The organism is Colwellia hornerae (assembly GCF_007954355.1).
GTDB classification, from domain to species: domain Bacteria; phylum Pseudomonadota; class Gammaproteobacteria; order Enterobacterales; family Alteromonadaceae; genus Colwellia_A; species Colwellia_A hornerae.
Genome location: NZ_VOLR01000010.1, coordinates 117227 through 131709 on the forward strand (window position 1 = coordinate 117227; position 14483 = coordinate 131709).

At 37.9% G+C, this 14483-nt stretch carries 11 protein-coding genes; 6 read left to right on the forward strand and 5 right to left on the reverse strand.

Annotated features, from left to right (window positions below):
• Positions 1–201: 201 nt before the first annotated feature.
• Complete coding sequence (locus ESZ26_RS08910; RefSeq protein WP_146799394.1) at positions 202–2337, forward strand: TonB-dependent siderophore receptor; 2136 nt, start codon at positions 202–204, stop codon at positions 2335–2337.
• 63 nt (positions 2338–2400) lie between these two features.
• Positions 2401–3606 carry a PepSY-associated TM helix domain-containing protein gene (locus tag ESZ26_RS08915; protein ID WP_146799395.1) on the forward strand — a complete coding sequence of 402 codons (1206 nt, stop codon included), beginning with the start codon at positions 2401–2403 and terminating at the stop codon, positions 3604–3606.
• Between the two features lie 799 nt (positions 3607–4405).
• On the opposite strand, the gene ESZ26_RS08920 is transcribed toward ESZ26_RS08915, so the two are convergent.
• From ESZ26_RS08920 to ESZ26_RS08935, 4 genes are all read right to left on the reverse strand, one after another.
• Positions 4406–5257, reverse strand: coding sequence for a DUF6279 family lipoprotein (locus ESZ26_RS08920; RefSeq protein WP_146799396.1), 852 nt, complete (start codon positions 5255–5257; stop codon positions 4406–4408).
• Positions 5258–5506: 249 nt separating this feature from the next.
• Positions 5507–6037, reverse strand: coding sequence for a TetR/AcrR family transcriptional regulator (locus ESZ26_RS08925; protein ID WP_146799397.1), 531 nt, complete (start codon positions 6035–6037; stop codon positions 5507–5509).
• A gap of 87 nt (positions 6038–6124) precedes the next feature.
• Positions 6125–6376: a glutaredoxin family protein gene (locus tag ESZ26_RS08930; protein ID WP_146799398.1), complete on the reverse strand. Its 252-nt coding sequence runs from the start codon at positions 6374–6376 to the stop codon at positions 6125–6127.
• Positions 6376–7500, reverse strand: coding sequence for a flavin monoamine oxidase family protein (locus tag ESZ26_RS08935; RefSeq protein ID WP_146799399.1), 1125 nt, complete (start codon positions 7498–7500; stop codon positions 6376–6378). The genes ESZ26_RS08930 and ESZ26_RS08935 overlap by 1 nt, the downstream gene beginning before the upstream one ends.
• Positions 7501–7690: 190 nt before the next feature.
• Here ESZ26_RS08935 and ESZ26_RS08940 point away from each other — a divergent pair, with 190 nt between their 5' ends.
• Together ESZ26_RS08940 and ESZ26_RS08945 are read left to right on the forward strand one after the other, a co-directional pair.
• Entirely contained in the window at positions 7691–8308 is a 618-nt protein-coding gene (locus ESZ26_RS08940; protein WP_146799400.1) for a glutathione S-transferase, read from the forward strand.
• Between the two features lie 63 nt (positions 8309–8371).
• Positions 8372–9064 (forward strand): cupin domain-containing protein, encoded by a 693-nt coding sequence (locus ESZ26_RS08945; RefSeq protein WP_146799401.1) that lies wholly within the window; start codon positions 8372–8374, stop codon positions 9062–9064.
• Between the two features lie 23 nt (positions 9065–9087).
• Here ESZ26_RS08945 and ESZ26_RS08950 read toward each other — a convergent pair whose 3' ends face one another.
• Positions 9088–10032 (reverse strand): LysR family transcriptional regulator, encoded by a 945-nt coding sequence (locus tag ESZ26_RS08950; RefSeq protein WP_146799402.1) that lies wholly within the window; start codon positions 10030–10032, stop codon positions 9088–9090.
• A gap of 119 nt (positions 10033–10151) precedes the next feature.
• Between ESZ26_RS08950 and ESZ26_RS08955 the strand changes: the two genes are divergently transcribed.
• Complete coding sequence (locus ESZ26_RS08955; RefSeq protein WP_146799403.1) at positions 10152–11330, forward strand: efflux RND transporter periplasmic adaptor subunit; 1179 nt, start codon at positions 10152–10154, stop codon at positions 11328–11330.
• 9 nt (positions 11331–11339) lie between these two features.
• Positions 11340–14483, forward strand: a complete 3144-nt coding sequence (locus ESZ26_RS08960; RefSeq protein ID WP_146799404.1) for an efflux RND transporter permease subunit — start codon at positions 11340–11342, stop codon at positions 14481–14483.

Below are 14483 nucleotides of genomic sequence, written 5' to 3' on the forward strand. Positions count from 1 at the left end.
TGATTTTCAGCGTTAGATTTATCGTGATAAAAATGTGTATTAATAGACTCATCGCATAAGTCGCCTCCATGTTAGTAATTTCCCTCTTCACATTACGCTCAAAATAATATCCATTAATCACTTGAATATATAACTCTAATACTTTAAATTACCGCCATCAAATACAAAGGGTAATCATTCTCATTAAGATTAGGTGTTATTATGAAAACTAAAATGACTCATTTACCATTTAAAAAGTCACTCGTCACATTCGCAATACTGCTTGCTTCAACCACAGTTGTTCAAGCTGAAGAAAAGCTTGATACAGAAGATATTGAAGTAATAACAGTTAAAGGCAGAGCAGCACAATTCTATTTTGTAGAAGAGTCAACTATGGCAACGAAAACACCAACTGATTATATGGATCTACCTCAATCAGTTCAGGTTTTGAGCAAAGAGTTAATAAGAGATCAAGCAGCACGCCAAACGTCAGATCTTTACCGTTCAATATCGGGTGTTACCCAATTTAGTTACTCTGGTATCACCGCGAGAGGCTTTAGACAAGATCAAGTTCGTTATGATGGTGTACAAGGAGACCCATATTCAGGTTTTTCTATTCCACAATTATTCAATGTTGAGCAAGTAGAGGTATTAAAAGGGCCTACGGGTATGTTATATGGTACTGGTCAGCCTGGTGGCTTGTTAAATTATGTCACCAAAAAACCAAAATTTTCTCAGCATTCTGAAATTGCATTATTCACAGGTAACGAAGATCTCTTTGGTGGTTATGCTGATACGACAAACACAATAAATGAAGATTCTACATTGGCTTATAGGCTTGGTGGATTTTACCAGAGTAAAAAAGGGTTTAGAAATAATACCGACGAAAAAAATACATTATTATCAGCAGGTCTTACTTGGTTGCCTACCGATGATGTTGATATAACTTTTCAGTATGATTTCATCGATCAAGACTTAGGTGGACACCGTTTAAGAGGTGTTCCTGTTGATGACAATGGAAACTTTTTAACCGATATCAGTTACAGCCCGAATGAAAAAACAGATTTTCAACGTTTAACTGCTGATGTATGGCAAGTCATTGCGAATACGCAAATATCTGACAAGCTAACAAATAGTACAGTATTACGTGCCTTGGAGAATGAGAGAACACAAAACTATCATGAAAATAGAGGGTTAGCTGAAGATGGACGAACAATGACCCGTGAGTTTCGTGATCAGTTAAGAGAAAATAGTGAATGGAGCATAACTACAGATTTTGTTTATCAAACCACTAATGGCTCTGTTGAACATATATTATTATTTGGTGCAGATTACTTTAATAGTGAATTACATTATGAATCTAAACTTGGACGTGGTGCTCCGTCATTAATCCCTGATATTGATATAATTAACCCTGTATATGGTGCTAATACAAACGATTATCTATTACTAACACGCCCAGATTCAGACAGCAAAAATAATCGCCTTGGAATATATATACAAGATCAAATACGTTTAAATGAACATTGGTTAGCGATAGCAGGAGTAAGATTCGACAAATTTGAAGATAAAAGCGTGACAGATAATTTTACCTCTTCTGATGATAATTATAGCCCACGTATCGGTGCTATTTACCAACCGAATGATGAGATGTCTGTGTTTGCTAATATAACACAAGGTTTTCAACCACAAAGTTTATATAACCAATCAGAATCTAGCTACGACAATGATGTTATTGGAGATTTAAAAGCAGAAACAAGTACTCAACATGAACTTGGCATTAAAAATGAATGGTTAAATAGCAGTTTACACACCACGATTACTGCTTATCATATTGTTAAAGAAAATGTGACAAGCTGGAATCCTGAAGACACAGGAGTTAATGACGGTATTGCCGCTATTGTACAAATTGGCGAGGTAACTAGTGAAGGGGTTGAAATTGATGTAGTAGGCGACATAACTGAAACTTGGACGGGCACTTTCAGTTATGCTTACAACAAAGCTAAAATTACAGGTGGTGCACCGGACTCGGTCAGTAATTCTGTAGGAGATGAATTTGTTAATGCCCCTGATCATACTCTAGGAATTTGGACACGATGGGATTTACCGTCAATAAATTCAGCTATTGCTTTTGGTACTGATTATGTAAGTGAACGCATTAGTTTAAGCGGTCAAAAAGTAAAACCTTACACCGTGTGGGATGCCAGTTGGCGCAGTACTATTAATAAATTTGAAATTCAACTTAACCTGAAAAATATATTTGATAAAGAATATGCTACGAGTGGCTTTAACAAGCGAAATGGTCATTTTCCTGGTGAACCTCGTAGCATACAGCTACAAGTAAGTTACGCTATATAGCTTAAATAGCGGGTATTAATATTTAATTCATACCCGCTTTAACTTCGCTGATATTTAACTATTATGAATAGAAAAACATGGTACAAGTGGCATAGTTTAGCAGGTATTAAACTGTCTATATTAATATGTTTTATTTTATTAACAGGCACATTGGCTGTTATTTCACATGAAATCGATTGGCTAATCAATAGTAGTCAAAGAGTTTTACCATCCGTTCCTGCTTCAAATATCAACTGGTCTAAAGTATATGAATCGGCTAACAAGCAAAATAGTACAGCACCGATAGCAAGTATTAATGCACCTATTGATGATTGGTTTGCTGTAGAAGTTATTCGACTGAATGAGCAAGAACAACGCTATCGTGAATATTATCATCCTCTTACTGGACAATATCAAGGAGAAGGACGTTGGTATAACTGGCAACGCTTTTTTAGAATGTCGCATCGACATTTAATGATGCCTACAATTTATGGCGTTACTATAGTTTGTATTGTTGGCCTTGCCATGTTCTTTTCTCTTATATCTGGTTTTTTTATAATTCCTCAATGGTGGAAAGGATTTTTTAGGAAACCAAGAATAAATAATAAGAAAACATTTTGGAATGATTGCCATAGACTTTTCGGATTATGGGCTAGTTGGTTACTATTAACTGTTTGTATAACAGGTATATGGTATTTAATTGAAGTTTGGGGAGGCAATGCGAGTTTTCCTGAACAAACGATACCTGCGGCTAATAAAGTTGAGCAGGGATTAATTAAAACATCCTCAACTGTTTTTGAAAAAGCGATAAAAAGTGTTTCCATATACCATGATTTAAATATTAAACGTATTATTCTGCCTACAAAGAAAGAGCAATTAATTATTGTTCAAGGACAAAACGATACACTATTAGTTAGAGATAGAGCTAATAATGTTATTTTTGATAGTATAAATGGTGATTACCTAACACGCCGTATCGCACATAAACAATCTGTACATGTAAGAATATCCGAAGCGGCAGACCCTCTTCATTTTGGTGTATTTGGCGGCATATACACTAAAATATTATATTTTATATTCGGTAGTATTTTATGTGCCTTGGCAATTTCAGGAACTTACCTTTATGGCTTGCGACATTATAATTCACACCGTAGTGAGTTCAATATTGCTTTAAAAGCTTGGAAAGCATCTTGGCTTGGCATAGGGAAATTGAAATGGTTGTCTTTAGTGTTAATTAGTATAATGTTTATTCTCGCTTTATTTATTTTCACAAATTATGTCTTAATATAAAATTAAATTGGAAATATTAATAACCTAATAATCAGGGTAGTTTGAGCATAGACTTGTTCACTATTTATTGTCATGCTCTTAAACTGTGGCGAAAACAAGACATTAATTATAACAATATTATGCTTTGCTCATTTCCAGATTTAAAAATAGCTATTGTATATTTGAAGTACACTCTAAATTTACGATAAGAAACCATAATAAAACTGTCAGTTCTAAGTCTACTTTAAGGCTAACTTTACAGTAATTTTTGACGTCTAAGATTCTAAATAAACATTTAACTAAGTCTATTAGATATTTCCTGTGACGCTTTGTGCCCCAAACCGCAATAGAATCATAAATTTTAATCGCTAAAATCATATTAATCTAATGTCCGCTTTCTGTGTTTTTAATCAAATTAGAATTTTTGATTTTACAGATGCCTGATGATATTTAGCACAATTTTATTATTTAACTCAGGGCTGTCTTGCATCAGATTACTCATCGCTAGATAAGCTAAGGCTAACGTCCGCTAACGTATCTTTGTTGACATAAATATACCTGATTTTGGTCAGTTCTTGATGAAAAATAGCTAAAGCTATTTGTGCTTATAACGAGGAGACAACCTATTTTTGTCGAGAAAAACACCTCAAAAGTATGATGATTTATTGTAAAGTATGATTCTTTTTTGTTGAGTATGACACTTCATTGTCACTGCACATGGGTATAACAAAGAAGAGATAATTAAAATTAAACACGGCTGATAAATAGCAACTTCAACGCTAATTTTTCTTGTATATAGGCTTTAAAACAAGATCTGGTGCTAAGTATCTATAGCCAGTTCTTTTAAATCTTTAATCAAATCGTCAAGTTTATTATTTAATCGATTCAACTGTTTATCTGTTAAGCTGTTCATCATTACCTGAAATATTTTTACAGAGGTATCACTATTATTTTTAGATAAAGTTTTGTGTTGCTCAGACTTTAATGACTCTGGTTCAGAAATAAGTTCGGTAAACATCACTTCATATTGTTGCTTATCTAATCCCATGGCTAATACCTGCTTTAAACCTGAATGCCATTTTATTAAATAATACATTCGATGATTAAATGTCGGTGTGAGACTTTTGGCCAGTTGACATACTTCAACTTTTTGTCCTTTGGTTAACTTCCCCAACCACTTTTTGAACTGATCTTGCCGCTCGATACATGTTTCGCTAAACCATTGCTCTTGGGATATTTCATCGTAGTCATCGATACGTGCTTCATTATTGCTGGCAATTTCATCGACAACTTGTTTTCTTTGGCGACTACTCAAGCTATGCACTAATGATATCAGTGCAGGTTTTGCTTGCTCTCGCACTACAAGCCAATGCTGTTTAAGATTAACTAACTGAGCGTTGACTTCTTCAAGGGTAATACCGCGATTTACTTGCGTCTTTAGCGTGATAAGTTGCCGAGTATATTCACTGAGTTGTGTTTGTCTATGCCAAGTATGAAGCTCATTAAATGCTGTATCAAATCTTTGTTGTTGGTCTTGGCTTAAGGTAACGTAATCATCAAGGTACCAATTACTCCACCAATCTAGATGGTTATAAATAAAACTAAAGCTGCAGGCTGATAGCAAAAATGCACTGAAAATCACAACAATGCCATTTTTAATAATTCGTTGCATATACTCGACCTTTGTTTATTTGTTATTGATAACTATCAAGATTAAAAATGATGAACTATTTGTTATTTTCAGCTAGGTGATCTCTACTCAGTTAATTGCAGTACGCAAAAGATTAAAAAAAGATCAAAAAAGATCAAACGCCGTTAGTTTTGCATAAGAATATAAGTTACCGTTAGTAATAGCGGCTGAGGTAATAAGCAATGATAAGTTTGTTAAACAACATTATAAAGATTTGCTTGCGGCAAGACGCTAAAAAAAATCAGTAATACTGTCAAAAGTGGTGATGTCGTCTAATACTTTCGCTAAAATCATCATTCCCTCTAAGGTTGCTAATAACCTAATAGCACTGATTTTTGCCTGATCGACCGTTAGACCTTTTTCTTCAATATAGACTTGTTGTAACCATGCGATGTTTAATTCAAAAAAACGTTTAATTTCTATTTTAACGGCTTCAGGTAAGGCATCTGATTGGGCACCTAATAAACCACACAAACACATCTGTTGGTCTTTATCTAATGCCATTTTAAAGGCATTTATATAAAGATTAATGGCACTACCACCTGTTAGTTTTTCTTTTTCGTCATTTAATGACGATAAAAAAACATCGGTATACTGGTGCGCTAATTCAGCACCTAAGTCACTTTTAGTTCGAAAATAGTAATGAACACTAGAACTTTTAATACCAATTTCATCGGCAAGCTCTCTAAAACTAAAGTTACCATAACCACCAGAGCGTACTTTATTTTCGGCTAAGGTTAATATTTGAGATTTTTTGTTCATAAATAAATGCTATTTGACCGGTAAAGTAAATGATGAAATTATTGAATTGATTTACTATTACTCAGTAATTTCATCCATTATCAATGACTAGGCTATTTTATTCAAATAGTTAATAATATCACCAGATTCATACAGCCAAGATTCCTGACCGTTTTCTGTAATTTTTAAGCAAGGCACCTGTTTCTTTCCCCCTTGTTCAATTAATTCTTTATTAAAGGCTAAATTTTTCTCTGTATCACGTAATTCAAGGGATATATTGCTAGCTTTCATTGCGGTGATGACTTGTCGGCAATATGGACAATGAACCTTGTGATATAAAGCATAAGAACTTTTAGTCATTATATTTTCTCTCTAGTAGAAGTCATTAAATTCTTTTTTAATGAGCTAATGGTTGTATTGGCGGCAAATAATGCGCCTTCAAGGTAACCTGCTTCTTGCTGAGCAAATTCGCTACCGGCTAAATATAAATTTAATGAAGATAATTCGCCAGCAAAAGCCTTTATATCAAAATAAGGATGATTCGACGGCTCCACTATGTCTTTTTCAACAGCAACATAAGGATCACTCCCCCAGCTTTTTAAATAACACTGTGAATATCGTTGGGCCTCATCACCAAATAATAAGCTCAGTTGATTAATGCACAAGGCTTTAACCTGTTCAACCGATAAACTTTCTATCGCTTGTGCTGAAAGCCCAATAAAACCAAATAAAGCAAAGCCTTGCTGTGCATGTGCCGATGCATCGTGAATTTCTATCATAGGTCCAACACGGCTGAAGGCTTGCCCTGCTAGGCCTTTGGTTCGCCAAAAAGCCTGGTTATAAGTCGCAATAAACTTAGCTTGGCTTGCCATCCAAGTAGGCACAGCGACAAGGGCTGCGGTTAAAGATTTACTTGCCCAATGAACGGGTGTTAAAAATTCATTAATGATCCGTGGCGGTAAAGCTAACACTAAATGGTCGGTTTCAAAAACAGATGTCGAGTCATCTTTAGTATTTTTTACCGTCACTTGCCAGCTATTATGCACTTTTGTTAATTGCTCGACTTGACAACTAAGCTGATAGTTATCTTTAGATAGCTTAGCCTGTAAGGCTAAAATGAGCTTGTATAATCCACCAGCTAAACGATGTAATAGCGGCCCTTGACCATTTTCAATAATTTGTGGCTGCGTATGCTGAGCCGCATGATAAACAACAGCACCTTCAATATGTTGGTCAAATAAATGCGCTTTCAAATCAGCCACTAATGCTTTCATCTGATGATGATGCGGAAATATCCATGTCGGACCTAAATCATGTAGTGCTGCATTTTCATCATACGTTTTGGCTTGTTCGCTATATATGCGGCCACCAAAAACATCTTTTGCTTCTAAAAGTAAATAAGGAATATTCAGCTGTTCTAGTTGATAAGCGCTATATAAACCCGCTAATCCTCCACCGACAATAATCACGCGTTTATTATTCATATATGTAAACTTCAAAAACTACCTACTGATAGATAAATATTAACCAGCTCGACTTGTAAAAGCAACGTTAATTTTTAAAGGACTTGAGTCTTAAATAAAATTTGACAATATAATTAAATATACGCAAACTACCTACCAGTAGATAGATAACTAACTTAACAATGACAATCAAATTAATTGGAAATATAAAATGAAAATATATGATGTAGAAGGTTTTCCTAACCCATTACGTGTCCGCATGGCGTTAGCAGAGAAAGATGCTTCTGACAAAGTTACTTTTATTGCAGTTGATGTGATGAAAAAAGAACATCGAAGCGATGCTTTCCTCGCTATGAACCCTTTAGCTAGTGTACCCGTATTAGCATTAGATGACGGAACTTACATCGCTGAATGCTCTGCTATTATTGAATATATTGACCACACTTTTGAGGGGATATCGTTAACAGGGACAACGGCAAAAGAGCGGGCAATTATTAGTATGATGCAACGAAGAGCTGAACTGATGGTACTTGATGCTGTCGCTACTTATTTTCATCATGCTACCGACGGCTTAGGGCCTGAACTTGAAATAGATCAAAATAAAGCATGGGGTAATAAACAGGGCGAGAAAGCACTTGCTGGTTTTAAATACTTTAATACTATTTTAAGCAACCAGGCTTATGTTGCAGGTGAAGCTTTTACTGTCGCTGATATTACCTTGTTTGCCGGTCTTGGCTTTGCTGACTTTGCCAAAATAGCCGTACCCAATGAATACACACATTTACTCAATTGGCGTGCTAAGGTTGCACAACGTCCAAGCGTTAAATAAAGTTACCGCGAGTCACTTTAGCTGACTCGCTTTATTTATTACTGTTTTAAAATAGGATTAGTTATGGAAATTTTAGCTGACTTTACGCAAAGAGCTATTGTGCACAGTGCATCATTAGATTGGTTAGCTTCTCCTATGCCAGGCGTAGACAGAAGACCCTTAGACCGAGTTGGCGGTGAAGTTGCCAGAGCAACATCGATAGTTAGATATGCTAAAGGAAGTAAATTTTCCGCCCATGTTCACACCGGCGGTGAAGAATTTATTGTACTTGAGGGGGTATTTCAAGATGAACACGGCGACTACCCTGTCGGCTCATACATTAGAAACCCACCACAATCGTCTCATACACCCCGCTCTGATGAAGGCTGCATTATCTTTGTAAAACTTTGGCAATTTCAGCCAGAAGATAGCAGCCATGTTTCTCTACAAACACAGCAAATGTCTGCAACACCGACAGAAATACCAGGCGTTTCAATTATCCCCCTTCACCAAGATACAATCGAAGAGGTCGCTATTTTATCGTTTGAACCGAGCGCAATAATGAATATTGTCGCGACTCGAGGGGCTGAAGTTTTAGTGTTGTCAGGAGAATTACACACAGCCAGTGATCTATTACCAAAGCACAGTTGGGTACGTTTGCCATTAGGCGATACCTTAACAGTAACTGCTGGTAGTGTTGGCGCAAAAATTTGGCTTAAGAGCGGTAATTTAACTGAGGTAAACAACCAAATTAAACGCGTGAAAGCGGCTGGTTAATCGTTAATAGCACAGATAAATATCTACCCTGTATATAACTGTTCAAAATTAGGAATAGCACGCTCCCAAATGGGGATGTCTTTTCCTAAATACTCACGAACCGCATCAAAAAATAGTCGCGTTCTAACGGGTAGGTCGCGATGTGGATATACTGCATAGATAGCGCCATACTCCATTAATCTAACGTCGGTCAACAAAGGTACTAGACGCCCCTCTTTCACTTCATTATCAAGCACGAAAGCCGGCGCAACAAAAAACGCGCTACCTGATAAAGTCTTCATCAATAAAACTTCAGCATCATTTGCCCTAAAAATACTGTTGAGTTTTTGTTCCTTGGCTTCACCATTTTTATCATAGTAGCGTACACCTTCGACTTTAAACGAGGTACTAGCGTAACTTGCCGCTGGTAATTGCGTTAAATCTTCAATAGTTTTAGGCATACCATAGTTAGTAATAAATGTTGGAGTCGCTAAAATTAACAAACGGTTACGCGCTATTTTACGAGCAATTAATGACGAATCTTTAGGTTCGCCGATGCGAAATGCAAGATCAAATCCTTCTGAGACAATATCAATAACACGATCATCTAAACGCAATTCCACTTCCACTTGCGGAAAACGCATCTGAAAATCGTTAATAACTGGCTGTAAGTAACGTTTACCAAATAAGGTAGAAGAGGTTATTTTAAGGACTCCTTGTGGCTCCAAATGATAATTTTCTGCCATTCGTACCGTTTCGCCCAGTAATTCTCTAAGTTCGGCTGCTTTTTTAACCATCTCAGCGCCAGCAGCGGTTAAAGAAAATGAACGCGTAGTGCGATTAAGTAATCTAACCCCTAATTGCTCTTCAAGGCGGCTGAGCTGTTTAGAAATAACCGAGCGGTCAATATTACGAACTTCAGCCGCTTTAATAAAAGAGCCTTGCTCAACAACTTCAAGCAACATCAATAATCGACTAGTCGTATCCATTTTTCATCACCATCACAATCCTATTGATGCCATTTTGGCACTAATCAAATGCAAAATCTATGGTTTTTATCGACAGGTTTATTCCGTAAAATTGCGCTCAAATTAAAAGAGGTCTTATTATGAATAAACATTTAATCGCAGTAGCTATTGCTATGGCAAGCTTAACTTTATTAGGTTGCTCAGAAGCGCCTAGTCAAAAAACCCAGCAACAACTACAGTCGATTGATGTGGCAGAAGTGCTAGTCAAATCTGTACAAAATTGGCATACCTATACCACCCACTTAGAAGCTCCCGAGCAAGTTGCTTTGAAACCGCGTGTTTCTGGGGTAATAGAATCGATTGCTTTTAATGAGGGTCAGAAAATTAAAACGGGCGACCTCCTGTTTAAACTAGATGACCGACCCTTTTTAGCTATTGTTGCTAGCCTTCAAGCACAAGTAAACAGTGCAAAAGCAGCATTTGACCAAGCTAAAAGTGAAGAAGAACGTGCAATACGTTTAACGCAGCGAAAAGCGATATCGACTGAACAAGCAGAATCTCGCACCTCAACATTACGTCAGCGCGAAGCACAGCTAGCAGCGTTACAAGCACAATTAACAGCGGCGCAACTTGATTTAGAATTTACCGCCATTCGTTCACCTATCGACGGTATTATTTCTCGCGCTAACATTACCAAAGGCAACAACATTATTGCCGGACAAAGTGTGCTAACAACAATTGTTTCTAATCAAGCGATGTTTGCTTACTTTGACATTGACGAGCGTACCTGGAATAGCGACTTTGCTAATATTAGCGCCTCCGATCAGCAAAAAGTCATGATGCAAAAAGTAGGTCAAAGTGAGTTTGCTTACCAAGGCTATATTGATTTTATTGATAACCAAATAAATTCGGCAACCGGCACATTGCGGGTAAGAGCAGTATTTAATGAAGACAAAAACCAACTCCGCGCTGGCTCTTTTGCACGCATTAAATTGGCTGCTAATGCCATTACCGAAAAAATTATCGTGCCTTCGCGCGCTATTGGAACCGACTTAAAAAATAATTTTGTGTTAACTGTTGGTGAAAATAATATTTTGCAATATAAACTGGTTAAATTGGGCGAGCGTTACGGTAGTTTACAAGCAATTACTTCTGGGCTAAAAGCAACAGATGTTATTGCTGTTAATGGCCCTGCCCGCGTAGGTCCCGGCATGCCTGTCGCACCTAATAATGTCACCATTGATAGTGCTGGTATTGCCTTTACTTTATCACCTGTTGCTGATGCCAGTTTAACGGCAAAACTAACGTCAGAAGAATAAGAGTTAACCATGAATTTTTCCCATTTTTTTATACAACGCCCGATATTTGCAGCGGTCTTGTCATTTGTCATTCTGCTAGCTGGTGGACTTTCACTTTTTCAACTACCCGTTAGTGAATACCCGGGTGTCGTGCCACCAACCGTAGTGGTTACGGCAAATTACCCAGGGGCAAACCCTTCGGTTATTGCACAAACAGTGGCAACGCCACTTGAGCAAGAAATCAACGGCACTGAAAACATGCTATACATGTTTTCACAGGCCACCGGCGATGGTCGTATGACCTTAACGGTGACGTTTGCTCTTGGAACTGATCTAGATCGCGCGCAAGTACAAGTACAAAATAGTGTTAACAGTGCATTGTCTCGCTTACCAGAAGAAGTACAACGTCTGGGTGTGGTTGCAGAAAAATCATCGCCTGATTTAGCTATGGTGGTGCATTTATATTCACCTCAAGAAAGCCATGATACCGCATATTTATCTAATTACGCCGATCTCTACATTAAAGATAAAATCTCCCGCTTACCCGGCGTTGGTGATATAAAATTATTTGGTGGTGGTCAATATTCAATGCGCGTTTGGCTTAACCCAGATGCATTAGCGGCACGTGAATTAACCGCAACCGATGTTATTAATGCGTTACGTGAGCAAAACCAACAAGTTGCTGCCGGTAGTTTAGGCTCTCAACCTGCTGCTAACGACAGTCAATTTCAAGTATTACTCAATGTAAAAGGCCGCCTTGACAACATTGAAGAGTTTGAACAAGTTATTATTAAAGTCGGCGAACAAGGCCAGCTTACGCGATTAAAAGATGTCGCGCGTGTTGACCTTGGGCAAAATACTTATGCCTTGCGTGCTATGTTAGACGGGCAACCCGCTTTAGCTATGCCAATTTTTCAACGACCGGGTTCTAATGCTATTGAGTTATCAGATCAAGTACGGGCAACCATGGCGTTATTATCTGAAGACTTCCCTGCTGGTGTCGAATACGACATTGTCTACGATCCCACTATTTTCGTCCGTGATTCTATCGATGCAGTAATAACCACCTTAATTGAAGCCATTGTTTTAGTTGTAATTGTGGTAATACTGTTTTTACAAACATGGCGTGCATCAATTATCCCGTTAATTGCCGTACCCGTGTCATTAATTGGTACCTTTGCAGTAATGCAGTTACTTGGCGTATCAATTAACACCCTATCACTCTTTGGTTTAGTACTGGCGATAGGTATTGTCGTCGATGACGCTATTGTTGTCGTTGAGAATGTTGAGCGCAATATCGAAAAAGGGTTAAGCCCTTTAGAAGCAACACGTGTTGCCATGACAGAAGTCACCGGACCTATTATCGCTATCGCCCTAGTATTAAGTGCGGTATTTATACCAACGGCATTTATTAGTGGTGTATCGGGTCAATTTTATAAACAATTTGCCTTAACGATTACGATATCAACGATAATATCGGCCTTTAACTCTTTAACGTTATCGCCAGCATTAGCGGCATTGTTATTAAAATCACACGACAGTAAACCAGACCGATTAACACGCCTACTGAATAAGCTTTTTGGCCGTTGGTTATTCGCGCCTTTTAACCGAGTTTTTGAACGTGGTAGTCATGGTTATCAGAAACTGGTTAAAAAATTAATGCGTATGAGTGTTATTGTTATTGTTGCCTATATCGCACTCTTGGGTGGAACCGTACAGTTATTTAGTAGTGTGCCCGGTGGCTTTATTCCAGCACAAGATAAACAATATCTTATCGCTATTGCTCAATTACCTGATGCGTCAAGTCTTGACCGTACCCATGCTGTGGTAAGAGAAATGGAAAAAATTGCTCTAGATATACCCGGTGTTGCTCATACGGTTGCTTTCCCAGGACTGTCGGTAAATGGTTTTACTAACAGCCCTAATAGCGGCATTGTTTTTGTTCCACTCGATGCCTTTGCCCTGCGCACTGACCCTAGTAAATCAGCTATGGCAATTGCGGCACAATTGAATCAGCGTTTTACTGCCATAGATGAAGCCTTTGTTGCAGTATTTCCGCCACCACCGATCCAAGGTTTAGGCACCACAGGTGGCTTTAAATTACAAATTGAAGACCGAGGTAATAAAGGCTTTGAAGCATTATTTAATAGCCTACAGGCTGTTATCGACAAAGCAAGACAAGACCCTGCATTGGTAGGACTGTTTTCAAGTTTTAGAATTCAAGTTCCGCAAATGGATATAGATATTGACCGTGAACAAGCCTTAATACAAGGCATTCCCCTTGATGAAGTCTTTAATGCCCTACAAATCTATTTAGGCTCGGTTTATGTCAATGACTTCAATATGTTTGGTCGTACTTATCAAGTGAAAGCGCAAGCAGAAGCTGAGTTTCGCCAAGACCCTGATCAGATATTAAACCTAAAAGTGCGCAATCGCCATGGTGATATGGTGCCGTTAGGCTCTGTTTTAACCGTAACGCCAACAACAGGTCCAGACCGTGTAATGCATTACAATGGTTACCCAAGTGCTGAACTTAATGGTAGCCCTGCCCCTGGTTACAGTTCAGACCAAGCACAAACGGCAATAGAAACTATATTGGCCAATATCCTACCCAAAGGTATTGCTTATGAATGGACAGAAGTGACTTACCAACAAATATTAGCGGGTAACACTATGGTGTATGTTTTTCCACTAGTGGTGCTTTTAGTCTTTATGGTTTTAGCCGCACAATATGAAAGCTTGCGTTTACCCTTAGCAATAATTCTTATTGTACCTATGACTATTTTCTCTGCTTTGTTAGGTGTTTGGCTCGTTGGTTCAGACAACAATATTTTCACCCAAATTGCGTTAATTGTTCTGGTCGCACTGGCCTCGAAAAATGCTATTTTAATGGTGGAGTTTGCTAAAGATCAAAACGAGCAAGGCTTATCTCACTTTGACGCTATTATTGAGTCATGTAAGCTACGTTTACGTCCAATACTCATGACTTCGATAGCCTTTACAGCGGGTGTGCTACCGTTAGTTTTTGCCACGGGTGCTGGAGCAGAAATGCGCCATGCTATGGGTAATGCGGTGTTCTCAGGCATGATAGGTGTTACGGTATTTGGCCTGCTTTTTACGCCAGTATTTTATATTTTAGTGACTAAGACTAAACAAAAAAAGGTTGAGGAGTAG

Coding starts and splice junctions, on each gene's coding strand:
- ESZ26_RS08910 (WP_146799394.1), top strand. CDS start 202: ATGAAAACTAAAATGACTCATTTACCATTTAAAAAGTCACTCGTCACA.
- ESZ26_RS08915 (WP_146799395.1), top strand. CDS start 2,401: ATGAATAGAAAAACATGGTACAAGTGGCATAGTTTAGCAGGTATTAAA.
- ESZ26_RS08920 (WP_146799396.1), bottom strand. CDS start 5,257: ATGCAACGAATTATTAAAAATGGCATTGTTGTGATTTTCAGTGCATTT.
- ESZ26_RS08925 (WP_146799397.1), bottom strand. CDS start 6,037: ATGAACAAAAAATCTCAAATATTAACCTTAGCCGAAAATAAAGTACGC.
- ESZ26_RS08930 (WP_146799398.1), bottom strand. CDS start 6,376: ATGACTAAAAGTTCTTATGCTTTATATCACAAGGTTCATTGTCCATAT.
- ESZ26_RS08935 (WP_146799399.1), bottom strand. CDS start 7,500: ATGAATAATAAACGCGTGATTATTGTCGGTGGAGGATTAGCGGGTTTA.
- ESZ26_RS08940 (WP_146799400.1), top strand. CDS start 7,691: ATGAAAATATATGATGTAGAAGGTTTTCCTAACCCATTACGTGTCCGC.
- ESZ26_RS08945 (WP_146799401.1), top strand. CDS start 8,372: ATGGAAATTTTAGCTGACTTTACGCAAAGAGCTATTGTGCACAGTGCA.
- ESZ26_RS08950 (WP_146799402.1), bottom strand. CDS start 10,032: ATGGATACGACTAGTCGATTATTGATGTTGCTTGAAGTTGTTGAGCAA.
- ESZ26_RS08955 (WP_146799403.1), top strand. CDS start 10,152: ATGAATAAACATTTAATCGCAGTAGCTATTGCTATGGCAAGCTTAACT.
- ESZ26_RS08960 (WP_146799404.1), top strand. CDS start 11,340: ATGAATTTTTCCCATTTTTTTATACAACGCCCGATATTTGCAGCGGTC.